This is a genomic window from Mariniflexile ostreae, assembly GCF_042427585.1.
Classification (GTDB): Bacteria; Bacteroidota; Bacteroidia; order Flavobacteriales; family Flavobacteriaceae; genus Pseudalgibacter; species Pseudalgibacter ostreae.
In genome coordinates this window covers 66,042-91,016 of record NZ_JBHMFC010000033.1, presented here as the reverse complement: position 1 = coordinate 91,016, position 24,975 = coordinate 66,042, and the positions used below count along the sequence as shown (strand labels likewise).

Sequence of the window (24,975 nt, the reverse complement as noted above, 5' to 3'; positions counted from 1 at the left end):
TATAACCTCTCGTTTTTTAGTTACGCTTAACACTTATAAATAAAAAAGGTCTCTAAAAACCCTTCAGAGGCCTTTTTTTTGTACCATACACGACGCTACTGTGTATCATCCCCTTAAAACGTTTTCACGTCTACTAAGCTATTAAGAAGCCTTTTAAGCTAAAGCATGGTTTTTATTTAACTAATTAACGCCCTTCATTCCCAAGCTCCATCATCTGTAATATTCTTTTAGTTTATAAAAGGATAGGCAAGTCTGTATGGTATATATCAAAAAAATAAAAATTTATCTTAAAAATAATATTACACCAAAAAAAATAGCTAATAATTTTGTATGTTTATAACATAGGAAAAATTCTTAATTCAAAATCATATTTAAAAAACTCCAAGGCCACATTATTGTTTAAACACCGTCATTTAATGATTGTTTTATTTTATAATAGTTATTAACAATTTAAAAACCTAGTGTTCATTTTAATCAAGAATCCACCTTCAAAACGCAGGACGTTTTCTAAACTATATTTTTTTGGGAAATTTTAATCCACACATTAATTAAAATACAATGAAAGCACTTTTTTACACTAGAGAGTTTCCACCTTATGTTTATGGTGGCGCAGGCGTCCATGTTGAATATTTAGCAGACGAATTGGCGAAGTTAATGGACGTGGATGTAAGATGCTTTGGCGATCAAACCGAAACATCTAAAAACCTAACGGTTAAAGGCTATACCGACGATAAGCCTATTTTTAAAGACTCTGATGATAAGTTGAAGTCGGTTTTTAAAACGCTTAGTACCTGTATAGATATGAATGCTACACCTGTTGATGCCGATGTCGTGCACTGCCATACGTGGTACGCCCACTTTGCCGGTATTGTGGCCAAATTATGCTACGGCACGCCTTTGGTGATAACCACCCACTCCTTAGAGCCTTTACGGCCATGGAAGCGAGAACAGTTAGGCAGAGGCTATGACGCATCATCATGGATAGAGAAAACCGCCATTGAAATGGCAGACGCCTTAATTGCAGTATCAAAAGAAACTAAAGCAGATGTACTTAAGCATTTTGATGTTGACGAGAGCAAAGTACATGTTATATACAACGGTATTAACCTTAAGCAATATGTTGTAACACCAGAAACAACAACATTAGATACTTATGGCATAGACCAAACCAAGCCATACGTACTGTTTGTAGGCAGGATTACCAGACAAAAAGGAATCATTCATTTAGTAAATGCCATAAAATACATTGACCCCAATACACAAATCGTGCTTTGTGCTGGGGCTCCAGACACACCAGAAATAGGCAAGGAAATGGAGCACGCCGTAAACGAGGTTAAGAAAAGCAGGAAAAACGTTATTTGGATCGACAAAATGATTACCAAGGACGAAATCATCCAGTTATACTCACACGCTGGAGTATTCTGCTGCCCTTCTATCTACGAGCCTTTTGGCATTATAAACATTGAAGCGATGGCCTGTGAAACTGCTGTTGTTGCCAGTGCTGTAGGCGGTATAAAAGAAGTAGTGGTCCATGGTGAAACAGGTCTTTTAATTCCTTTAGAGCAACAAAAAGAAGCCCCTTTTGAACCTATCGATCCTGATACATTTTCTAGAGACCTAGCAAATGGCATCAATAAAGTGATTAACGACAAGGCTTTAAGAGAAAAAATGGCTAAAAACGGAAGAAAGCGTGTAGAAGACTATTTTGATTGGGTTGCAATAGCCAAACAAGTTGAGGATTTATATAAATCTTTGATATAAAAATTGTAAATTACAGAAGTGATAGCCCCATCTTGAAAAATTATATTTTATAAATAAAAAAACTAACGACATATGATTAATAATAAAGTTTTAGCCATAATATTAGGTGGAGGTCAAGGTTCTCGTTTATATCCATTAACTGCCACAAGATCTAAACCAGCAGTACCCATTGCTGGAAAGTACAGATTGGTGGACATTCCTATTTCAAACTGTATCAACTCAGAAATCAAACGCATGTTTGTGCTAACACAGTTCAACTCGGCGTCTCTTAACCGCCATATTAAAAACACCTATCATTTTAGTTTTTTCAGCAGTGCTTTTGTAGATGTATTGGCTGCAGAACAAACGCCCGGAAACAAAACTTGGTTTCAAGGTACCGCAGATGCTGTACGACAAAACATGCATCATTTTCTGACTCATGATTTTGATTATTTTTTAATTCTCTCGGGAGACCAATTATATCAAATGGATTATGAGCTTATGGTTGAAGCCCACATAAAAAGTGGAGCCAAAATATCAATTGCTACCATACCGGTTTCTGCAAAAGATGCTACAGAGTTTGGTATTATGAAAGCAGACAAGTCTAACATAGTCCAATCTTTTATAGAAAAACCAGATGCGAGCTTACTCCCAGAATGGACCTCTGAGGTTAGTACAGAAATGAAAAGCCAAGGCCGACATTATTTGGCTTCTATGGGGATCTATATTTTTGACAGAACATTGCTAACGGAATTAATGCAAAACCCCGACACCAATGACTTTGGTAAAGAAATTATCCCTCAAAGTATCGCCAAACATAAAACCTTAAGCTATCAATACGAAGGGTATTGGACCGATATAGGAAATATCGATTCGTTTTTTGAAGCCAACATAGGTCTTACGGATAACATTCCTAAATTTGATTTGTACGATAGAAAAAAACGGATATATACTCGGGCAAGAATGCTTCCCACCACTAAAATATCTGGTACTGTTCTAGAACATACTGTGGTATCAGAAGGCTGTCTCATAAGCGCTGCCAAAATTGAAAGATCGGTTATAGGAATCCGGTCCCGAATTGGGAACGATTCGCATGTTATCAACACCTATATGATGGGCTCTGATAAATATGAAACTTTGGATGAAATAAGTAGCAATAAAATAGAAATTCTTATGGGTATTGGGGAACGCTGTTATATTAAAAATGCTATTTTAGATAAAAACTGCCGTATAGGTGACGATGTTAGAATTAATGGCGGTAAACATTTAGAAAACAAAGAAACCGATATGTATTTTATAAAAGAAGGTATTGTGGTTATCAAAAAAGGAGCTGTTATACCAAAAGGCTATGTTATTTAACGATAACCTATAGCATCCATGAAGAGTGGAAAGCAAACTTAATTTATTTTTCTCTTACCCCTTAGCGATGCTACACGACATCGCTAAGGGCATAATATATAACCAACTAATATGCAAGATCAAAGAAGAGTTGTAATTGACTATGTATCGCCAAGTGTTAATTGCGGTGAATTTTATATTAAACGCATTGTAAATGAAACTGTTACAGTAGACGCCAATGTTTTAGCAGACGGACACGATGTATTAGGAGCATCTGTTCTATACAAACATGAAAGCGCTAAAGATTGGACAGAAACCCGCATGTCTTTATTGCAAAACAATGAATGGCAAACCTCCTTTCGTGTCGAAAAGCAAGGTTTTTATAGTTACAAAGTTCAAGCTTGGGTCGATTACGGCCTTAATTGGAGACATGGACTGATAAGAAAAATAGAAGATGGCCAATTTGTAAAATCAGAATTACTAGAAGGCGCACAATACATAGCACGTATTTTAAACCATGTAAAGCCAGAGGATAAAAACTATTTGGAACACTTACACCATCTTTTTAAAAATGAAAATGAGTATGGTGAAGCGATTACAGAAGCCTGTTCAGATAAACTTTTTCAACTCTTTTATAATACTCCCATAAAAATTCTTGAGAACACCTCTAAAGAATACCGCGTATATGTAGATAGAAAAAAGGCGCGGTTTAGTACGTGGTACGAATTCTTTCCCCGTTCAGCATCACAGCAAAAAGGGGCTCACGGTACATTTAAAGATTGCGAGCGTTTAATCCCGCGTGTAAAAAGTATGGGGTTTGATGTGGTATACCTTCCCCCTATCCACCCCATAGGCGAAGTGAATAGAAAAGGAAAGAACAATACCACCCAAGCAGCAGACGGCGATGTAGGATCCACTTGGGGCGTTGGTTCCAAATTTGGTGGCCACAAAGCTATCCATCCAGAACTAGGGACACTCGATGATTTTAAATCATTGATCCAATGTGCTAAAAACAATAATATTGAAATTGCCATGGATTATGCTTTACAAGCAGCTCCAGACCATCCTTGGGTAAAAGACCATCCAAAATGGTTCAAATGGCGACCCGATGGTACGGTACAATATGCCGAAAACCCTCCGAAAAAATATCAGGATATCCTACCCATTTATTGGGAAAGTGACGATTATAAAGCGCTTTGGGATGAATGCTTAGATATTTTATTGTATTGGATCGATTGTGGTATTAAAATCTTTAGAGTGGATAACCCACATACCAAACCCTTTTATTTCTGGAATTGGATTATCACCAACATAAAAGAAAAACATCCAGATGTTCTCTTTTTGGCAGAAGCTTTTACAGCTCCTAAAATAATGCAGCAGTTGGCAAAACAAGGCTACACACAATCTTACACCTATTTTACGTGGCGCGAAAATAAACACGAGATTATAGAATATGTAGAAGAACTAACAAAAACGGAGCTTCGTGAGTATATGCAACCTAATTTTTGGCCCAATACGCCAGACATAAACCCATATCATTTACAAGGCGCTAATGAATCTAAACATATTTTACGCTATGCGCTTGCCGCAACACTAAGCTCTAGCATAGGTGTTTATGGCCCCGTTTTTGAATACATGTTATCGGCACCTTTACTTGGAAAGGAAGAATACCTGAATTCAGAAAAATTTCAGATTACACATTACGATTGGGACATTCAAAATAAGCTCATTTCGGTTATTTCTAAAATCAACTATATCAGACAGCATAATGCAGCGCTTCAACAAACCAATAATATTAAATTCTGTTATATTGAAAACAATAATTTATTAGCATTTTATAAATGGGATAACCATAAGGAAAATGAAGTTTTGGTAGTTATTAGCTTAGATGCGCACCATTCGCAACAAGGCACGGTACAGCTTCCGTTACATGAATTGGGCATAGCGCACGGCCATAGGCTTGAAATGCATGATTTAATTACAGAGAACCGCTATAATTGGCAAAGCGAATGGAATTTTGTAGAACTACACCCTAGCATGCCATTTCATATTTTCAAGATAAATAAGTAGTATGTACAACCAAGCTTCTGCATACCCTATCAAACCTGTTTTCAAGTCTAATGATCCTTGGAAAAACCTACTGGATAATACCGATTTTGTAAAAACGTTCCTGTTAGAGGTGTTAGAAGCTTACATTGTTAAACAACGGTGGTATGCGGGTAAAGCCAGTAAATTAAAGTATATAGAATTAGCAGAATATTTTAGGATACAACACCATGGGGAAGTGTATTTTGGTTTAATCTTAGAAGTTAATTTTGAGGAAGCTTTCTTCCAGCATTATTTTTTACCCATCGCTTTTATAACTGATAAAAAAGAGGCCCCGCAGGACAAAATCCTTCCTATTAGTATCGAAAATAAAGAGGGTTATATTATTGATGCCATTCATTTGGAATCTTTTAGAAAACTGGTTTTTGAACGCATCGCCACGGCAACACCCAAAGACACCACAAAAGTACAGTACCATAAAAACCCCGTTTTCAAGAATATCGTTTACGAGTCTTCTCGATGTATGGCTTTAGAACAAAGCAATACCTCTTTGATTTATAATGAAAAGTATGTTTTAAAGTTTTTTAGACGAATTTATGGGGATAAGAATCCGGATTATGAAATGAGTCGGTTTTTATCAGAGAAAAAAGAGTTTAAAAACACCCCCTCTTATGTAGGAAGCATCAATTTAGTAGATTCCGATGCTATTAATATTACTATAGGCCTCATGCAGCTTATGATTGAAAATGAAGGAGACGCCTGGGAATATATGTTAAAGGAGCTGCACAAGGTGTTTTCTAATTTGGAATATAAAAAAATAAATATAGAGACACTCCCTAATACAGATTTATACCAACGCTTAACAATTCCAGATATACCCGCTCAAATTATAGACTGGGTTGGCCTAAATCTATTTTTAAAAATCCAAACCTTAGCAAAACGTACTGCCGAAATGCATATTGTATTGGGCTCAGAATTTGAAGAAACTGCTTTTACACCGGCACACTATAATGGCGATTATACCGTTTGGCTTAAAAATAAGATGTTGCATCAATTTCAAAACAGACTTAATATTGTAGAAAACAACATCCATAAATTGGATGGGCTAGCATTACAACTTGCCCATGAGTTTCTTGACAACAAAAACACTATTAGAAAACACTTTATAGCTTTTGATTGGACCAAACTAAAGGGCGAACGCATCCGCATTCATGGCGACTATCATTTAGGGCAGATCCTAATCAAGAACAACGATTTTTTTATCTTAGATTTTGAAGGCGAACCAGAAAGTACCATACGGGATAGAAAGGTAAAGCAACCCCCTTTAAAAGATGTGGCTGGTTTGTTCCGTTCTTTTCATTATGCTATTTATGCTACTATTTTTAACAACGGAGAACCCCACTATAAAGCATCGCAAGAAGCGCTGTTCCAAGCGGGAGAGGTTTTATATCGCTATATTACCGGTTTGTTTTTAGGCCACTATGTTACAGAAACCCAAAATGCAAATTTAAATTTAGGATATAACCAAGAGCGTGTTTTCATTTTAAAATATTGTCTGCTAGAAAAGGCAGTTTACGAATTGGGCTACGAACTCAACTCACGTCCACAGTGGGCAGTCATCCCTTTAAAAGGGATATCTAATATTATAAATCATTAAAATCTATGGCACAAGTAAAAGTTCACAGTTTATTTACAGAGTTTGATATCAATCTTTTTAAAGCAGGAAAGCATTTCAGACTTTATGAAAAGTTTGGATCGCATCTGGCTACGGTTGACGGTATTGATGGTGTCTATTTCGCTGTTTGGGCTCCTACAGCAAAACAAGTGTCTGTTATTGGCGACTTTAATTACTGGATGGAAGGCGAGCACCAATTAAATGTTCGTTGGGACTCCAGTGGTATTTGGGAGGGTTTTATTCCACTTATCGGAAAAGGTGATGCTTATAAATATAAAATCCAAAGCCATAATAACAATATAAAAACCGAAAAAGCAGACCCCTATGCCAGGCGTTATGAACATCCGCCAAAAACAGCATCTATTGTTTGGGATGACGACTATAAGTGGAAAGACGCCGATTGGATGAAAACCCGTAAAAAGAACAATGCCTTAGATGCACCATATTCTGTTTATGAAGTCCATTTAGGCTCTTGGAAAAAACATCTTGAAGAAGATCGCTTTATGTCTTATTATGAACTTGCTGATGATTTAGTAAATTATGTAAAAGACATGAATTTTACACATGTAGAGCTAATGCCAATCATGGAGTTCCCTTACGATCCTTCATGGGGATATCAAATTACAGGGTATTTCGCTCCAACATCACGCTTCGGATATCCAGAAGAATTTAAATATTTAGTAGACAAACTGCATCAAAATGGTATCGGTCTTATTTTAGATTGGGTGCCTTCACATTTCCCAGAAGACGCACACGGCTTAGGCTTTTTTGATGGATCACATTTATATGAACACCCAGACAAAAGAAAAGGCTATCACCAAGATTGGAAAAGTTTGATTTTTAATTATGAACGGAATGAAGTCCGCTCCTTTTTAATAAGTAATGCCGCTTTTTGGATGGATCAATACCATGCCGACGGCTTGCGTGTGGATGCCGTAGCATCCATGCTGTTTTTAGATTATTCTAGAGAAGATGGCGAATGGGAACCAAATATTTATGGTGGTAGGGAAAACCTAGCGGTTATCAGTTTTCTTAAAGAACTTAATGAAGAAATTTATGCTTCTTTTCCAGATGTTCAAACCATCGCAGAAGAATCCACAGCTTTTCCTATGGTCTCTAAGCCCACCTTTGTTGGTGGTTTAGGTTTTGGGATGAAATGGATGATGGGATGGATGCACGATACCCTTGAGTATTTTGCCAAAGACCCTGTGTACAGAAAACACCATCAAAATGATATTACCTTTAGTTTAGCTTACGCTTTTACAGAAAACTTTATGCTGCCCCTTTCACATGATGAAGTCGTGTATGGTAAAAACTCCATTTTGGGTCGAATGCCCGGCGATGAGTGGCAACGTTTTGCAAACCTACGTTTACTTTATGGCTATATGTTTACACACCCTGGCACCAAGCTTTTATTTATGGGGAGCGAGTTTGGCCAATATAACGAATGGGATTTTGAAGGAAGCTTAGATTGGAATTTATTGGAGTTTAAGCCCCACCAAGATATGCAGAATTATTATAAAGCATTAAATAAATTTTACACAACAACACCCGCACTTTATGAAAAAGCATTTTCGGATGAAGGGTTTGAATGGATTAGTTATGACGATCATGAAAACTGTGTAATCTCCTATATAAGAAAAGGATATAAAGCCGAAAACCATGTGGTTATTGTTTGCAACTTAACACCTACAGTAAGAGAGCATTATAAAATAGGTGTTCCTTCAAAAGGAAAGCTTAAAGAGGTTTTTAATAGTGACTTAGAAGCTTTTGGAGGCAGCGGTGTATCAAATAAAAAACAAATAACTATTAAAAAGGAATCGTGGAACGGAAAAGAATTTTCGGCAGAACTTACTTTACCCCCTCTAGCTGTAACGGTTTTTGAAATTAAACCTTAGATTTATAGATATAAGCATGTAACAAGACCATTATAAAAACCAATCTTAATCAAAAAGCTTAATCAGGTAACAGCCCCTGATACGCTTCTCGATTTTAATTGAGTTTCAAAAAACAAAATTAAAAAGAAGTGAAATTTGTTTTTTAAAATTCTGAGTTTTATTTAATTATACCGTTGATGCTTTGCGTTTTAAATCGCGCTAATTTCTTTTTTTACTAAAAAAAGACCATGGAGGTGTTTTAATTTTATTAATTTCGCCAATTACTATTGTTTACTTGCACATAATATGATTTTAAATACAGAGTTAGAATATAAAGGGAACATGTTTCCCGCAAAAATAGTGTCCTACCAAAAACATATAGACACTTTAGTCTTTACAACAGAAAACAATGTTATTTTACATGTTACTGTACAACGCGATAGTGTTTTAAGATTTAGATATACAACTACAGGCATTTTTGAAAATGACTTTTCTTATGCCATTAGCCGACACGCCAGTAGAGGTTATAATTTTCTTGAAGTATCTGAAGATGACGACCATTACATTATCACCACATCAAAGTTAATTTGCCACGTTTCTAAGTTAGACTTGAGGGTTGCTATTTACGATGTTAAAGACAATTCCCTAATTTGTGAAGATGAGCTTGGTTTCCATTGGGAAGAAAGCTATGAGTTTGGGGGCGATGTTGTAAAAATGTCTAAAACAGCACAACCCGGAGAAAGTTACTACGGCTTAGGGGATAAACCTGTGGATAATAATTTAAAAGGAAAACGTTTTGAAAACTGGGTAACAGACTCTTACGCTTACGGCAGAGACACAGACCCCATTTACAAAACCATTCCATTTTATACCGCATTACATAACAAAAAATCTTACGGTATCTTTTTCGATAACACCTTTCGTACGTTTTTTGACTTTTGCCACGAACGCAGAAACATTACAAGTTTTTGGGCGCATGGCGGCGAAATGAACTATTATTTCATTTATGGTCCAGAAATGTCTGATGTTGTTGTAAACTATACCGATTTAACAGGAAAACCCCATGAAATGCCTGCCCTTTGGACATTGGGCTACCACCAATGTAAATGGAGTTATTACCCAGAGTCGAATGTAAAAGCGATAGCTGCAAAGTTTAGAGAGTTACAAATACCTTGCGACGCCATCTATCTCGATATCGATTACATGGATGGGTTTAGGTGTTTTACATGGAATAAAGAACATTTCCCAGACCCTAAAAGAATGGTTAAGGAATTGGCAGACGACGGCTTTAAAACCATTGTTATTATCGATCCAGGGATTAAGATAGATATGGAGTATTCGGTCTTTAAAGAAGGCCTCGATAACGACTACTTCTGTAAACGTGCCGATGGTCCTTACATGAAAGGTAAAGTATGGCCTGGCGAATGTTATTTTCCAGATTTCACAAACCCAAAAGTGCGCGAATGGTGGTCTAACTTATTTAAAGAACTTGTAGAAGATATTGGTGTAAAAGGGGTTTGGAACGATATGAACGAACCTGCCGTGATGGACGTACCAGGAAAAACGTTTCCAAATGATGTTCGACATGATTATGATGGTAACCGTTGTAGCCACAGAAAAGCGCATAACGTGTATGGTATGCAGATGGCGAGAGCTACTTATCAAGGACTTAAAAAATTCTCATACCCTAAAAGACCTTTTGTAATAACAAGAGCGGCGTATTCTGGAACCCAACGCTATACATCCAGCTGGACTGGAGATAACGTGGCAACATGGGACCACTTAAATATTGCCAACTTACAAGCGCAACGTATGTGCATGTCTGGATTCTCATTTATAGGATCTGATATTGGAGGTTTTGCAGAACAACCTAATGGAGAACTTTACGCCCGCTGGATTCAACTTGGTATTTTTCACCCTTTTTGTAGAACACACTCTTCTGGAGATCACGGCGAACAGGAACCTTGGACCTTTGGGACAAGCGTTACAGATGTTGTAAGAAAGTTTATTGAATTAAGATACCAATTGCTTCCTTATTTGTACACCGCCTTTTGGAGGTATGTAGAAGAAGGAATCCCTATACTGAAGTCGTTAGTACTTTATGATCAAGCCGATCCACATACCCACTATAGAAATGATGAGTTTATATTTGGAGAAAAAATGTTAGTTTGCCCTATAACCGGCCCAAACCAACAAGGAAGGCGTATGTATTTCCCACAAGGCGATTGGTTTAACTTATGGACAGATGAAATTGTTACTGGTGGTCAAGAATTATGGGTAGATGCAGATTTAGATAGTATGCCTATCTTTATTAAGTCTGGAGCCATGATTCCTAAATATCCTATACAACAATATGTAGGTGAAAAAGAAATCGATGAACTGTTAATCGATGTCTATTTCAAAAATGGTAAAGAATCTTCTCAGGTATATGAAGATGCCACCGATGGCTACGATTATAAAAAAGGACGTTATAGCTTAAGGAATTTTAAATTACAGGGTAAAGAAAATGAGTTGATTATTCAACAACATAAATCTGGTAAATTTATGACAACATACAAAACCTTTAAATTAAACATTCATGGCTTACCATTTAAAATTAAAACCATTCAAATTGACAATGTTGAGACCTCTTTTAACGACCTTAACCTTAATGGTGATGATAACACCTTAATTATAGATAAAGAGTTTACAGAATTGCATATTATGGCGTAATTCAGATATACTACTAAGCAAAAAGCCTCACTTTTAAAAAAGTGAGGCTTTTTTTATAAGCTTTATTTTTACTGAAAAAAAACTAAAACGCTTAGCTATTCTTCATCGTCATTCTTATGGTCTTTAACGTCCTGTACTTTTTCAACATCAAAAGGTTTTCCTAAATAGACCAATTGAGAACCATCCTCTAAATCTTCAATGTTTAAGCTATTTGAGGAGATAATATGCAATCCTCCATCTGCATCTTTAATAAACAAGGGCACAATATCTTTACCGGTTTTTGTTATTTTAATTAAACTATCATAATGCGCTTTATCTTTTAAATCGATTTCTTGGATGGATGGGTGTTTCCTCGTTAGTTCGCTTAACGAATTGTAATCTTCTTTATAAGGAAAAACACCTTCTTTTTGGGTATTACCACTTAAAACCTCTTGTGAGGTTACTAATCTAAATGTTCCATTTTCACCAAACCGTTCACCAAATTTACCAATGGCATATTTGTTAATATCAGAGTTTCTTGTTAATGCCAATAAATAGCCCACATCATTTAATTCGATATTATCCATTAAGGTTTCAGAATAAATATTGATTACCATAGCCTCTAAACCCAATTCCTTTGCCCTATCAATATTTCTTTCGTTACTATCAATAAGCACCACATGCCTTCCGTTTGTTTCTAGATAATGCCCCAGTAATCGAGATACTTTTGAAGCACCTACAATTAATATACCATCAGATTTCTTTAGAAACACACCTACTATTTTTGCAAATAATCGTGCCGTTGTAGCATTTAGTAAAACGGTGCCTAAAACAATCATAAAAACCAAAGGCGTGATATACTCTGCCCCTGAAACGCCATTTTTAGCAAGCTTTAAGCCAAACAAGGAGGCTATACCTGCAGCAACAATTCCACGTGGCCCTACCCAACTGATAAAAAGTTTTTCATTTAGTTTTAGCTTAGAGCCTTTTGTACTAATAAATACCCCTAGCGGCCTTAAAACAAAAACCACAATGGCAAATAATAGAACTGTATTCCAATTGAGTATCAACAAAAGCTCCGACATATTGATATTTGCTGCAAGTAAAATAAAAAGAATAGATATCAGCAATACGCTTAAGGACTCCTTAAAATATAAAAGTTCTTTTAAATAAGGCGATTTTGAATTGCCTAAAACCATACCCATAATCACAACAGCTAATAAACCAGACTCATGCGCAAAAACATCGGAAAGCACAAAAACTGCCAGAACCGCAGCTAAAGCAAATACATTTAATAAATAATGGGGAATCCAGTTTTTATTAATGGCAAAATTTAAAGCGTGTGCAAAGGTAAATCCATAAGTAAAACCGAACAACACGATTTTACCAAACTCTATAAAAGCCGTTTTAGTAAATTCCCCTCCGGCATCCACACTTATAAATTCGAAAACCAAAACCGCTACTAAAGCTCCTATTGGATCAATTAGAATACCTTCCCACTTTAATACGGTAGAGACATCTTTCTTAAGGGGTATATTCCTTAAAATAGGCGTAATAACCGTTGGTCCTGTAACAATAATTAAAGCTGAAAACAAAAAAGAAATTTCCCAACTTAAATAAAAGATAAAATGCGCTGCAATTGCTGCTCCAAAAAAAGTAACAATAGAGCCCATGGTAATCAATTTTGTTATTACAGGTCCTACATTTTTTATTTCCCCCATTCTTAAGGTTAGTCCACCCTCAAATAAGATCAAACTAATCGCTAACGACACAAAATAAAACAAGCTCTCCCCTGGAAACAATCCTTTTTTACCATTCCAAATAGGCTCAATCCATTTACTGCCATCTTCACTTAAATACTCGGCCGCAATAGGCCCTACCAATAACCCGATTAAGATTAAAGGCAGAATAGCTGGAATTTTGAGTTTCCAAGCCACCCACTGCGCTAATATTCCTAAAATAACAATTCCTCCTAATTCTATCATCCTTTAAAACCTTATAAGGGCACTAAAATAAATAAAACGGACGGTTTTATGTTTTTAATCATATGTTCTTTTTTAAATTAATAGATCAACAAAATTAAAAACATAATAAAATTCTGATATTAAAAAGGGAATGCTATCTTATTGTTTTTTAAAAAAATACCGTAAAAAGAGCCTTAAGCACTATCATTGGTACACTTCTTTAAATGCAAAGTACCTATAAGCCTGCTCTTAACTAAGGTTTTAAATAAATAAAATGGGATTAAAAATTACGCATCTTTAGACGTCACGTGGTGTGCTACAAGAGGTGAACACAGCCTAAACGCACTTAAATTAATGATAATTCTTTATTTCATAAAATTATAGGTGATGTAAAAGTCCGTTTAAATCGAAATACATCCCGTCTAAATCTATTTTTAAAACGCATGCATGCTATAATATTAAATTAATTACACCAAAAGGCAACACATCAAGATTAAAATATCAGAAAACCCCATTTTATAAAGCAACATGCAATATCTATTCAAAATAAGGGGGCTTTAATGCGTATTTAAAGGTAATTTTGTGTTATTAAGTTCTTTTTAGTAAAGGAGTTCTTAATATATTCTTAACACAGCCAAGCATAATCAATAGATTTCTTAATTTTAGCACGTCTATGAACTTATACGCAATACAAGCAGGTAATTTTAAGCTAGATGGTGGCGCCATGTTTGGTGTGGTGCCCAAACCGTTATGGCAAAAAACCAATCCTGCCGACGCCAATAATATGATCGATATCGCAGCACGCTGTTTACTAATTGAAGATGGTGACAGACTGATATTGATCGATACCGGAATGGGCAACAAACAATCCGATAAGTTTTTTGGTTATTATTATCAATGGGGCCATGACAATTTAGATCGTTCTTTAAAAAAACATAGTTTCCACAGAGATGATATTACCGATGTTTTTATGACGCATTTACATTTTGATCACTCTGGTGGAGCCATTCAATGGAACAAAGATAAAACAGGCTATGAACCCGCCTTTAAGAACGCACAGGTTTGGAGCAATAAAGACCATTGGTTATGGGCCACGCAGCCTAATAGACGTGAAAGCGCTTCTTTTTTAAAAGAAAATATTTTACCTATTGAAGAGAATGGGCAACTTAAATTCACCTCACTTCCCAACGATAAAATTCTTAAAAACTCAGAATTGGGTTTCGATATCTTTTTTGCAGATGGACATACCGATAAACAGATGATTCCCTTAATTCAATATAAAAATAACACCATAGCCTTTATGGCCGATTTATTGCCCACAGCTGGCCACCTGCCCCTGCCCTACATTATGGGTTACGATACTAGGCCATTGCTGAGTATGGACGAAAAAGAATTATTTTTGAATATTGCGGCAGACCATAATTATTATCTTTTCTTAGAGCATGACGCCCATAATGAAATCATTACTGTAAAACATAGCGATCGTGGTGTTAAACTAGATACGGTATGGCGCACTCAAGACCTCTTCCATTAATAAAAAAATGACTAAATCTTAATAAATAAAACACATGAAAACTATTAAAACAGTAATACTATCAGCCTTTGTAGCCGTGCTCTTTTATGGCTGCGGTGGTACTGCCAATATTCTATCGACTCCTGTTGAAAATATTGATAATATTACTTTAAAAGAATCTGACTTAACGGATGCCGAAAAGCAAAATTGGGGCCATTTAGATTTAATACAAGACACCATACCAGGGATGAGTGTGGATAAAGCATATGCCGAAATTATAAAAAACAAAAAAGGTAAAACCGTTATTGTTGCTGTAATAGACTCTGGTATTGATATCGATCATGAAGATCTTAATGCTGTTATTTGGACCAATAAAGGAGAAATACCAAACAATGGCATAGACGATGATAATAATGGTTATGTTGACGATGTATACGGCTGGAACTTTCTAGGAGATACTTATGATGAGCAATTAGAATTTACTCGTATTTTGGCTAAGGGCGATACTAGCCATCCAGATTATAGCAGAGCACAAGCCGAATATGATGAAAGCTATCAAAAATACTCCAATTACAAAGTAAATTACGAGCAGATTCTACAGCAAATAACAATGGCTGATGATGCGCTTACTAAGCATTTAGGCAAAGCAGATTATAGCAAAGAAGACGTTAATGCTATCCAAACGGATAATGAAGACTTAGATAAAGCCGTCCAAGTTGCAAACTTCATGTACTCGAATGGTTTACATTCATTATCTGAAGGAAAAAAAGAAATTACCAGTAGCCTAGAAAGCATCAACGATCGCTTAAATTTTCATCTAAACAAAAATTTTAGTGGGAGAAAAACTGGCGATGATCCAGATGATATGAGCAATACATCTTATGGTAACGGAAATGTAAAACCGGTTAAGAAAAGTGAAAGCCATGGCACGCATGTGGCAGGTATTATTGCAGCGGTACGAAACAATGGTAAAGGTGCCAACGGCGTTGCCAATAATGTTGAAATCATGTCTATACGTGCTGTTCCTAATGGGGATGAGTATGATAAAGATGTGGCATTAGCTATTCGATATGCCGTAGACAATGGTGCCAAAGTAATAAACGGAAGTTTTGGGAAAAGTTTTTCACCACATAGTGACTGGGTTAGAGATGCCATTACTTACGCCGATAATAACGACGTCGTATTTGTACATGCCGCAGGAAACGATTCTGCAGATGTAGATGTTATTCCAAACTTTCCAGACGATAATATAGATTTTAAAGAGATTTCCAATAGTTATATTCGAGTAGGGGCTTTAGAACCCAAATATGGAGCAAATCTATTAGCTGGTTTTTCTAACTACGGAAAACATAATGTAGATGTATTTGCTCCTGGCGCTAAAGTTTATTCTACTACGCCAGAGAATGAATATGACACAAAAGGAGGAACATCTATGGCAGCACCTGCCGTAGCTGGTGTAGCAGCATTAATTCGCTCTTATTATCCGAGTTTAACAGCGGCACAAGTGAAGCGTATTATTTTAGATTCTGGTCTTCCTATTACATCAAAGGTGGTTGTAGGTGGTGATCCTGAAAATGTAAAAACGCTTAAAGAGATCACTACATCTGGAAAAATAGTAAATGCTTATAATGCATTGATTATGGCTGACCAAATGTCTAAATAAAAGGCAACTGTCGCACTTTAGCAATAAAACATAAAGCTATACTTAAGCGGCATCAGTAATCTAAATTGCCTATAAGATTTTCAACATGTTCCTACAGGTATCGGATCATGTTGGAAATCTTGTAGTTTTAAAACCATTTTAAATTTTAGTTCTATGAAACGTTTTTGTATTTATGTTTTTTGCATTTCTCTTGTATGGTCGTGCAACACGTCTAAAGCCACCACGCCAGTTGATACTTCTTTTAATATTCCCCAACCACCCACAGCACACTTTACACCGCATTCCACTTATTGGCAACAGCATGTGGATTATAAAATGATTATTGATATGGATGTAAACACCTATCAGTACAAAGGGAAGCAAACTTTAGTATATACCAATAATTCTCCCGATGTTTTAAATCGTGTTTTCTATCATTTATACTTTAATGCTTTTCAGCCAGGAAGTGAAATGGATGTGCGCTCGCGTACCATTCCAGACCCAGACCCTAGAGTGGCCGATCGCATTTCTAAATTGGCTCCAGACGAAATTGGATATATAAATGTAAATGCATTAATGCAGAATGGGGTTTCTGTTACTCATAAAACCGTAGGTACCATTTTGGAAGTAGATTTGGCACAACCCATACAGCCCGGAGAAAGCGTAACTTTAGAGATGCTTTTTGACGCCCAAGTGCCCTTACAAATACGACGTTCGGGAAGAGATAGTGCTGAAGGTGTTGCACTATCTATGGCGCAATGGTATCCAAAACTGGCAGAATATGATTTTGAAGGCTGGCACGCAGATCCTTATATTGGTAGAGAATTTCATGGTGTGTGGGGCAATTTTGACGTAAAATTAACCATAGATAAGAATTATATTGTTGGCGGTACTGGCTATTTACAAAATCCTAATGAAATTGGATATGGATATGAAACAAAAATCGTAAACAGGCCTAATACCGATAAACTTACTTGGCATTTCAAAGCCCCAAATGTACACGACTTTACTTGGGCGGCAGATCCAGATTATATACATGATACGGCACAAGTGCCAAACGGCCCCTTATTGCATTTTTTATATAAAAACAATCCGAAAATAAAGAATAATTGGAAGCGTTTACAACCCAAAACTGTGGAACTTATGCAGTATTTCAGTAAGCACATTGGGGCTTATCCTTATAAGCAATATTCGGTTATTCAAGGGGGCGATGGAGGCATGGAATATGCCATGTGTACGCTTATTACCGGAGAACGTAAATTTGGTAGCTTATTTGGTGTTACCGCTCATGAATTGGCGCATGCTTGGTTTCAATCTTTATTAGCCACTAATGAGTCTAAGCACGGATGGGTAGATGAAGGTTTTACCAGTTATATAAGTACCCTAGCGGAAAATGACCTTACCGGAAACAAGAAAGATAACCCGTTAGAGGATGCCTATGCCAGTTATATTCAATTGGCGAACTCTGCTATAGAACAGCCTTTAACCACCCATGCCGATAGATATCACTTTAACGGTTCTTATGGTATTTCTACCTACAACAAAGGCCTCGTGTTTTTAGCACAACTTGCTTATGTTATGGGCGAGGACAACCTGAAACAAACGCTTAAAAATTATTTTAATGCATGGGCCTATAAACACCCTACACCGAATGATTTTATACGTGTTGCCGAAAAAACTTCGGGCTTACAATTGGGGTGGTATTTAACAGATTTTGCCCAAACCACTAACACCATCGATTATGGTATAAGCAGCGTTAATGGCAAAACCATAGCCTTAGAGCGTATCGGTGCCATGCCTATGCCCTTAGATTTAAAAGTAACGTATATGGATAATACTATAGAAAACTTTTATATTCCTTTACGGATGATGCGCGGTACAAAGCCCACATCTGCTACCATTATTAAAGATTGGGCTTGGGCATACCCTACTTATAGTTTTGAAGCATCAAAAGTTGTAAAGTCTGTGGAAATTGACCCCTCGGGTTTTATGGCGGATAGTGATCGATCCAATAACAAAAAATAATACTTTTTTTTCCTAAAAGACAAAAGCTCTCATTTCTTAAGAAAATGGGAGCTTTTGTTTTTTAAAATATAATTTCGGTTAAACGTCTATTATCCAATATATTTTTAATAGGTTTGTAAGGTAAACTTTAGGGGTGTTCTAAAATATAGAACTGAGAAATACCCTTTGAACCTGACTAAGTTAATACTTACGTAGGAAAAAGTTAAAGAACAGCTGTAAAAGCAGTCTTCCTTTTCTATGTATGATGTTATAAACATCATACAGTTCAAAGAACATTTCCCTTAAGTTTCATAGACAATTATTAACTTTTAATGCTATTATGATGCTTAATGTTCTGGTAAATGACACTCCGATTGAAATGGAAGCGTGTGCAAACCTCCATCAATTACTTCAAAAATTGAATACGTCTAGTGATGGCATCGCCATTGCTGTAAACAATGAAATTATCTCTAAAAGTTCCTGGGAACAGCACCGAGTAAAACCTAACGATTCTATTCTTATTATTAAAGCCACCCAAGGCGGCTAAACCCTTTTCAATTAAAAAATTAACACTAAAACTAATAATACTGTAGCACCGCTTATATTATATGCTATCTAATTAAAACTTTAAAAGAATGAAAAATAAGGATACTGCCCCAAAAGAAGGAAAAATAACAAGACATCCTTTTCCTAATTCAAAAAAAATATACGTAAAAGGAAACATTCATAAAAACATTGCTGTGGCCATGCGAGAAATCTCTTTAAGCGACACCAAAGATTCTTTAACGGGAAAACTAACGCCAAATGAACCCATAACGATTTATGATACTTCTGGGCCTTATACAGACCCAAACAAAGACATTAACATCCACAAAGGGATAGAAAGACTAAGAGAACAATGGATTTTAGACCGGCATGATGTAGAAGAGCTAGACGGGTTTTCTTCTACATATTGCAATGAGCGTTTAGCGGATAAAAGCCTGGACCACATGCGTTTTTCCTTATTAAGAAAACCGCTACGAGCTAAAAAAGGGCGCAATGTTACTCAATTACATTACGCCAAAAAGGGAATCATTACGCCAGAAATGGAATATATCGCCATTCGTGAAAACCAACGTATGGAGGCGATGACAGAGATTAGAAAGCAGCACAAAGGCGAACACTTTGGAGCTTCTATTCCCGACAAAATCACTCCAGAATTCGTTCGCCAAGAAGTAGCAAGAGGGCGGGCTGTAATTCCGTCCAATATTAATCATCCCGAAGCAGAACCTATGATCTTAGGTCGGAATTTCTTGGTAAAAGTCAATGCCAACATCGGAAACTCGGCAACCACCTCTTCTATTGAAGAAGAAGTTGAAAAAGCCGTTTGGGCCTGCCGTTGGGGCGCCGATAATATTATGGATCTATCTACAGGCCAAAACATTCACGAAACACGCGAATGGATTATACGCAACTCCCCCGTACCGGTTGGCACAGTACCTATTTATCAGGCTTTAGAAAAAGTGAATGGCGTGGCTGAAGATTTAACTTGGGAGATTTTCCGTGATACCTTAATTGAACAAGCCGAACAAGGCGTCGATTACTTTACCATTCACGCGGGGGTCTTGTTACGTTATGTGCCCATGACCGCCAATCGGGTTACGGGTATTGTTTCTCGTGGGGGTTCCATTATGGCCAAATGGTGTTTAGCACATCATAAAGAAAGCTTCTTATACACGCACTTTGAAGATATATGCGAAATTTTAAAGCAATACGATGTTGCCTTTTCTCTAGGAGACGGCTTACGTCCGGGCTCTATTGCCGATGCCAATGACGAAGCACAATTCGCCGAGTTGGAAACATTAGGTGAGTTAACGCAAATTGCAAGAAAACACGAAGTACAATGTTTTATTGAAGGACCTGGCCACGTGCCCATGCACATGATCAAAGAGAATATGGAAAAGCAAATTGAAGTTTGCGATGAAGCCCCTTTTTATACACTAGGGCCATTAACAACAGATATTGCCCCAGGTTACGATCATATTACCTCTGGTATTGGTGCCGCCATGATTGGTTGGTTTGGTTGTGCCATGTTATGCTACGTTACGCCAAAAGAACACTTAGGCTTACCTAATAAGGAAGATGTTCGTGTAGGTGTTGTTACCTATAAATTAGCGGCGCACGCTGCCGATTTGGCTAAAGGTCATCCCGGTGCACAACACAGGGATAATGCATTAAGTACCGCACGTTTTGAATTCCGTTGGGAAGATCAGTTTAACCTCGGTTTAGACCCAGAACGCGCTTTAGAATATCATGATGAAACCTTGCCAGCCGATGGTGCAAAAATTGCCCATTTCTGCTCTATGTGCGGGCCTAAATTCTGCTCTATGAAAATATCTCAAGAAGTTCGGGATTTTGCTGCTAAAAACGAAATTAAAGGCAACGAGGTCTTTAAAAAAGGGATGGAAGAAAAATCAAAAGAGTTTAAAGATAAAGGTTCTGAAGTATATTTGTAAAACAAGCATCAGGAAGTTCCCCCGCTTTTATAAAAAAGCGGGGGCGGGCTTTCCGTTACAATCTTTTGCAAAAAAGCAAAAGGATTTTCACTGCAATCCCTAACTCAAAAAAAATGATAATCGTAATAGCACCAGAAAATGATGTTCCCAACGAAATAGACGTTCTAAATCAACTATTTCAAGAAGGGTTACACTACTATCATTTAAGAAAACCACATAAAAATAACGCACAACATCGTGCATATTTAAATCAAATCGATCCAAAATATCACAATAGAGTAGTCATTCATTCTTGTCATGAATTGATAAATGACTTCAATTTAAAAGGCATTCATTTTCAAGAACAAAAAAGAATCGAATGCATAGATAATCCGGGGCGGTATTTTAAAGACCTTAATATGTTTGGTAAAACGATAAGTGCATCGTTTCATGAACCCGAAACTATAGAGCAGTGCTACTTCGAATTCGATTATCACTTGCTAAGTCCTGTGTTTTCTTCTATTTCAAAAGTAGGTTATAAAGGTCGTGGCTTTAATGTGAATCCTATTGATAAAACCATCATTGGAATGGGCGGTGCCACTTTAAATAACCTAGCAGAATTTAAAGCATTGGGTTTTAAGGGTGTAGGCGTTTTAGGCAGTATTTGGAATGCGGATAATCCTGTTGAAATTTTTAAAAAAATAAACCATCACTTTGAACACTAAAACCTATATATTAACCCTAGCAGGACACGATCCAAGCGCTGGTGCGGGCTTAACTTCAGATATTAAAACCTTTGAAGCACATGGCCTTTACGGGTTGTCGGTTTGTACTGCTATTACGGTTCAAAACGATGTAGATTTTAAACATTGTGTCTGGATGGATACAGCGGTTATTTTGTCGCAAATAGATGCTTTGTTTGATCGTTTTGAAATCCATATCGTTAAAATTGGACTTATACCGTCTTGGAAAACATTAGGGCGCATCTTAGAAAAACTACACCGTTTAAATTCTAATATAAAAATTGTTTTAGACCCCATTTTTAAAGCCAGTGCAGGTTTTGATTTTCATACGACTAAAAATCAAAGTCCATTCGATTTTATTTTAAAACACTGTTATATCATTACGCCAAATTATGATGAAATTCAGTATTTATATCCGGAAAAAAATATCCAAGATACCTTAAATCATATATCCAAAACCACAAATATCTACCTAAAAGGCGGACATAGGCCACATAAAAAAGGCTGGGATGCCTTATACCATAGCGGTATCGTGATGATAAACATCCCACCTAATGTTAGCAAGGTTTCAGAAAAACATGGCAGCGGCTGCGTATTGGCTTCTGCATTAGCGAGCCAACTCGCTTTAGGCATACCACTAGAAGATGCCTGCAAACACGCAAAATACTATACAGAACATTTTTTAAATTCCAATACCTCGTTATTGGGAACACATTATAAATTATAATATTATGATAGCTAAACTGCATTATATTTCACAGGGCCATACGCCCGAAGCACACTTAGAGCATATTACAAATGCCTGTGCATCGGGGGCAGAACTTGTACAATTACGCCTTAAAAACTTAGACGAGGCTACACTACTAAAAACAGCAGAGAAAGCCAGAGCGATTACACAACATTATCAAACCCGTTTAATTATTAACGATCATTATAAAATAGCCAAAGCCGTAAAAGCAGATGGTGTACATTTAGGTCTTGAGGATATGTGCCCAACAGAAGCTAGAAAGCACTTATATTCTTGGCAAAGCATTGGCGGTACTGCAAATACTTTAGAAGCATGCCAAACTTTAATTTCTAAAGCGGTATCGTATATTGGTTTAGGCCCTTTTCGGTTTACCACTACAAAAGAGCATTTAAGCCCGGTTTTAGGACTGGAAGGCTATCGGTCCATCTTGGATATCTTACAAACAGAAACACCCATAATAGCTATTGGCGGTATTACATTACGAGATATCCCCGAACTTTTAAAAACAGGTGTTTACGGGGTTGCTGTATCTGGAGAACTCACGAAAGATTTTAATAAAATTACTGATTTTAAACAACTCTTGGAAGGTTCTGAATTACAAGAACAACTTTGGAAACCCAATCAAAACGATTAAAAATGATGGACACCTTTACCCTTGCCGACAAAACCTTTACCTCACGATTATTTACCGGAACCGGTAAATTTAGCAGTTCGAAACTCATGCGAGAGGCCCTTATGGCTTCAAAAAGTGAACTTGTTACCGTGGCTTTAAAAAGAGTAGAACTGGATAATGAGGCTGACGACATTCTGGTACATCTTCAAGACCAGCACATTAATTTGCTTCCCAATACATCGGGAGTACGAACCGCTAAAGAAGCCATTTTCGCTGCCCAATTAGCCCGAGAAGCCTTGGGTACCCATTGGGTTAAAATAGAAATTCATCCTGACCCCAAATTTTTATTGCCAGACCCTATAGAAACACTAAAAGCCACAGAAGCCTTGGTAAAGCTCGGTTTTGTAGTAATGCCTTATATTCACGCCGACCCTGTGCTATGTAAGCGTTTGGAAGATGTAGGGGCACAATGCGTAATGCCTTTAGGCGCACCTATAGGAAGTAACAAAGGGCTCGTTACTAAAGATTTTCTAGAAATTATTATTGAGCAAAGTCATGTCCCTGTTATAGTAGACGCCGGTATTGGCGCACCTTCCCATGCAGCCTATGCTATGGAATTGGGTGCCGATGCCGTATTAGTAAATACCGCTATTGCCGTATCACAAAACCCAACGAACATGGCTATAGCCTTTAAAAAGGCAGTTCAAGCAGGTAGAATGGCTTATTTGGCAAAACTGGCCCCTGTAAAACAGCATGCTGAAGCCAGTAGCCCTTTAACATCTTTTTTAAATGAATAACTTTAAAAACACTTTCGATTTATACGATTGGAACACGCTGGAAAAAGAAATCTATGAGGTGTCTGCTGCAGAGGTCCAAAACGTATTAGCTAAAACTAAAATCACACTAAACGATTTTAAGGTTTTAATTTCGCCTGCCGCAAAACCTTTTATTGAACAGATGGCACAACGCAGCCGCGCGCTAACAAAAAAACGTTTTGGAAATACTATCCAAATGTATATTCCCATGTACCTGTCTAACGAGTGCCAAAACATTTGTACGTACTGTGGTTTTAGCATGACCAATAAAATAAAAAGAAAAACACTTTCCGATAAAGAAATTTTAGAAGAAGTCTCACATATTAAAGCGCTGGGCTACGACCACATTCTTTTAGTTACAGGTGAAGCTAATAGAACAGTAGGGGTAGATTATTTAAAACATGCCATCGGTTTAATTCGCCATCATTTTTCCAATATCAGTATTGAAGTGCAACCTCTTGATCAAAACGAATATGAAATTTTAAAAGAAGCGGGGTTATATGCGGTATTGGTGTATCAGGAAACCTATCATAAAGCCGCTTATAAAACACATCATCCCAAAGGAAAAAAATCAAATTTTGAATACCGTTTGGATACACCAGATCGCATAGGAAAAGCAGGCATCCATAAAATTGGATTGGGTGCCTTATTTGGTCTGGAAGACTGGAGGGTCGATAGTTTTTATACAGCATTGCATTTAAAATATTTACAGAAAACCTATTGGAAAACAAAATATTCCATTTCTTTTCCAAGACTACGGCCGCATCAAGGCGATGTACAACCAAAAGTAGAAATGACAGATGCCGATCTGGTACAGTTAATTTGCGCATACCGTTTATTGGATGAAGATGTGGAACTGTCTATGTCTACCCGCGAAAGTGAAACCTTTAGAAATCATATCATTAATTTAGGTATTACCTCCATAAGTGCAGAGTCTAAAACCAATCCTGGAGGCTATACTGTAGATCCACAATCTTTGGAACAATTTGAAATTTCAGATGACAGAAGCACAGAAGCCATACAACACATGATTCAATCCCAAGGCTATGAAGTGGTGTGGAAAGATTGGGACAAAAGTTATTCTTAAATGTT

The 24,975-nt window shown here is 36.9% G+C and carries 17 protein-coding genes and 1 riboswitch; of the genes, 16 read left to right on the top strand and 1 reads right to left on the bottom strand.

The features are described 5' to 3' along the window. Positions 1-558: 558 nt before the first annotated feature. The 6 genes from glgA to ACFFU9_RS08835 all read left to right on the top strand — a co-directional run bounded on the left by glgA (position 559) and on the right by ACFFU9_RS08835 (position 11,388). The gene (gene glgA / locus ACFFU9_RS08860; RefSeq protein WP_379861050.1) at positions 559-1,761 is read left to right on the top strand and encodes a glycogen synthase; all 1,203 of its coding nucleotides are present in this window, start codon (positions 559-561) and stop codon (positions 1,759-1,761) included. A gap of 72 nt (positions 1,762-1,833) precedes the next feature. Next, positions 1,834-3,099 (top strand): glucose-1-phosphate adenylyltransferase, encoded by a 1,266-nt coding sequence (locus ACFFU9_RS08855; protein WP_379861049.1) that lies wholly within the window; start codon positions 1,834-1,836, stop codon positions 3,097-3,099. 111 nt (positions 3,100-3,210) lie between these two features. Further along, positions 3,211-5,148 (top strand): alpha-1,4-glucan--maltose-1-phosphate maltosyltransferase, encoded by a 1,938-nt coding sequence (locus ACFFU9_RS08850; RefSeq protein ID WP_379861048.1) that lies wholly within the window; start codon positions 3,211-3,213, stop codon positions 5,146-5,148. Between the two features lies 1 nt (position 5,149). Further along, positions 5,150-6,781 carry a maltokinase N-terminal cap-like domain-containing protein gene (locus ACFFU9_RS08845; RefSeq protein WP_379861047.1) on the top strand — a complete coding sequence of 544 codons (1,632 nt, stop codon included), beginning with the start codon at positions 5,150-5,152 and terminating at the stop codon, positions 6,779-6,781. Between the two features lie 5 nt (positions 6,782-6,786). Beyond that, positions 6,787-8,697 carry a 1,4-alpha-glucan branching protein GlgB gene (gene glgB / locus ACFFU9_RS08840; protein WP_379861046.1) on the top strand — a complete coding sequence of 637 codons (1,911 nt, stop codon included), beginning with the start codon at positions 6,787-6,789 and terminating at the stop codon, positions 8,695-8,697. 285 nt (positions 8,698-8,982) lie between these two features. Then, a complete protein-coding gene (locus ACFFU9_RS08835) occupies positions 8,983-11,388 on the top strand; it encodes a glycoside hydrolase family 31 protein (protein WP_379861045.1) in 2,406 nt (801 codons plus the stop codon). A gap of 95 nt (positions 11,389-11,483) precedes the next feature. On the opposite strand, the gene ACFFU9_RS08830 is transcribed toward ACFFU9_RS08835, so the two are convergent. Beyond that, a complete protein-coding gene (locus tag ACFFU9_RS08830) occupies positions 11,484-13,352 on the bottom strand; it encodes a cation:proton antiporter (protein ID WP_379861044.1) in 1,869 nt (622 codons plus the stop codon). A gap of 652 nt (positions 13,353-14,004) precedes the next feature. On the opposite strand from ACFFU9_RS08830, the gene ACFFU9_RS08825 reads away from it, so the two are divergent. The 10 genes from ACFFU9_RS08825 (at position 14,005) to thiH (ending at position 24,970) form a co-directional block, all read left to right on the top strand. Next, complete coding sequence (locus tag ACFFU9_RS08825; protein WP_379861042.1) at positions 14,005-14,865, top strand: MBL fold metallo-hydrolase; 861 nt, start codon at positions 14,005-14,007, stop codon at positions 14,863-14,865. A 34-nt stretch (positions 14,866-14,899) separates the two neighbouring features. Further along, positions 14,900-16,507 (top strand): S8 family peptidase, encoded by a 1,608-nt coding sequence (locus ACFFU9_RS08820; RefSeq protein ID WP_379861041.1) that lies wholly within the window; start codon positions 14,900-14,902, stop codon positions 16,505-16,507. Positions 16,508-16,660: 153 nt separating this feature from the next. Then, the gene (locus ACFFU9_RS08815) at positions 16,661-18,511 is read left to right on the top strand and encodes a M1 family metallopeptidase (RefSeq protein ID WP_379861040.1); all 1,851 of its coding nucleotides are present in this window, start codon (positions 16,661-16,663) and stop codon (positions 18,509-18,511) included. A gap of 119 nt (positions 18,512-18,630) precedes the next feature. Next, positions 18,631-18,726, top strand: a riboswitch (TPP riboswitch). A gap of 104 nt (positions 18,727-18,830) precedes the next feature. Then, positions 18,831-19,037 (top strand): sulfur carrier protein ThiS, encoded by a 207-nt coding sequence (gene thiS / locus ACFFU9_RS08810; RefSeq protein ID WP_379861039.1) that lies wholly within the window; start codon positions 18,831-18,833, stop codon positions 19,035-19,037. Between the two features lie 88 nt (positions 19,038-19,125). Beyond that, positions 19,126-20,985 carry a phosphomethylpyrimidine synthase ThiC gene (thiC, locus tag ACFFU9_RS08805; RefSeq protein ID WP_379861038.1) on the top strand — a complete coding sequence of 620 codons (1,860 nt, stop codon included), beginning with the start codon at positions 19,126-19,128 and terminating at the stop codon, positions 20,983-20,985. Positions 20,986-21,098: 113 nt separating this feature from the next. Next, the gene (locus ACFFU9_RS08800) at positions 21,099-21,689 is read left to right on the top strand and encodes a thiamine phosphate synthase (RefSeq protein ID WP_379861037.1); all 591 of its coding nucleotides are present in this window, start codon (positions 21,099-21,101) and stop codon (positions 21,687-21,689) included. Continuing rightward, positions 21,679-22,434 carry a hydroxymethylpyrimidine/phosphomethylpyrimidine kinase gene (locus tag ACFFU9_RS08795; RefSeq protein WP_379861036.1) on the top strand — a complete coding sequence of 252 codons (756 nt, stop codon included), beginning with the start codon at positions 21,679-21,681 and terminating at the stop codon, positions 22,432-22,434. The genes ACFFU9_RS08800 and ACFFU9_RS08795 overlap by 11 nt, the downstream gene beginning before the upstream one ends. Before the next feature lie 4 nt (positions 22,435-22,438). Beyond that, on the top strand, positions 22,439-23,089 hold the full coding sequence (thiE, locus tag ACFFU9_RS08790; RefSeq protein ID WP_379861035.1) for a thiamine phosphate synthase: 651 nt from the start codon (positions 22,439-22,441) through the stop codon (positions 23,087-23,089). A gap of 5 nt (positions 23,090-23,094) precedes the next feature. Further along, positions 23,095-23,865 (top strand): thiazole synthase, encoded by a 771-nt coding sequence (locus tag ACFFU9_RS08785; RefSeq protein ID WP_379861059.1) that lies wholly within the window; start codon positions 23,095-23,097, stop codon positions 23,863-23,865. Beyond that, on the top strand, positions 23,858-24,970 hold the full coding sequence (gene thiH / locus ACFFU9_RS08780; protein WP_379861034.1) for a 2-iminoacetate synthase ThiH: 1,113 nt from the start codon (positions 23,858-23,860) through the stop codon (positions 24,968-24,970). The genes ACFFU9_RS08785 and thiH overlap by 8 nt, the downstream gene beginning before the upstream one ends. Positions 24,971-24,975: the final 5 nt, after the last annotated feature.

Bases quoted from the DNA above. Each gene is read 5' to 3' on its own strand.
- thiS (WP_379861039.1), top strand. From the start codon at position 18,831: ATGATGCTTAATGTTCTGGTAAATGACACTCCGATTGAAATGGAAGCG.
- thiE (WP_379861035.1), top strand. From the start codon at position 22,439: ATGATAGCTAAACTGCATTATATTTCACAGGGCCATACGCCCGAAGCA.
- ACFFU9_RS08850 (WP_379861048.1), top strand. From the start codon at position 3,211: ATGCAAGATCAAAGAAGAGTTGTAATTGACTATGTATCGCCAAGTGTT.
- ACFFU9_RS08820 (WP_379861041.1), top strand. From the start codon at position 14,900: ATGAAAACTATTAAAACAGTAATACTATCAGCCTTTGTAGCCGTGCTC.
- ACFFU9_RS08835 (WP_379861045.1), top strand. From the start codon at position 8,983: ATGATTTTAAATACAGAGTTAGAATATAAAGGGAACATGTTTCCCGCA.
- glgA (WP_379861050.1), top strand. From the start codon at position 559: ATGAAAGCACTTTTTTACACTAGAGAGTTTCCACCTTATGTTTATGGT.
- ACFFU9_RS08845 (WP_379861047.1), top strand. From the start codon at position 5,150: ATGTACAACCAAGCTTCTGCATACCCTATCAAACCTGTTTTCAAGTCT.
- ACFFU9_RS08825 (WP_379861042.1), top strand. From the start codon at position 14,005: ATGAACTTATACGCAATACAAGCAGGTAATTTTAAGCTAGATGGTGGC.
- thiH (WP_379861034.1), top strand. From the start codon at position 23,858: ATGAATAACTTTAAAAACACTTTCGATTTATACGATTGGAACACGCTG.
- thiC (WP_379861038.1), top strand. From the start codon at position 19,126: ATGAAAAATAAGGATACTGCCCCAAAAGAAGGAAAAATAACAAGACAT.
- ACFFU9_RS08785 (WP_379861059.1), top strand. From the start codon at position 23,095: ATGGACACCTTTACCCTTGCCGACAAAACCTTTACCTCACGATTATTT.
- ACFFU9_RS08830 (WP_379861044.1), bottom strand. From the start codon at position 13,352: ATGATAGAATTAGGAGGAATTGTTATTTTAGGAATATTAGCGCAGTGG.
- ACFFU9_RS08855 (WP_379861049.1), top strand. From the start codon at position 1,834: ATGATTAATAATAAAGTTTTAGCCATAATATTAGGTGGAGGTCAAGGT.
- ACFFU9_RS08800 (WP_379861037.1), top strand. From the start codon at position 21,099: ATGATAATCGTAATAGCACCAGAAAATGATGTTCCCAACGAAATAGAC.
- glgB (WP_379861046.1), top strand. From the start codon at position 6,787: ATGGCACAAGTAAAAGTTCACAGTTTATTTACAGAGTTTGATATCAAT.
- ACFFU9_RS08815 (WP_379861040.1), top strand. From the start codon at position 16,661: ATGAAACGTTTTTGTATTTATGTTTTTTGCATTTCTCTTGTATGGTCG.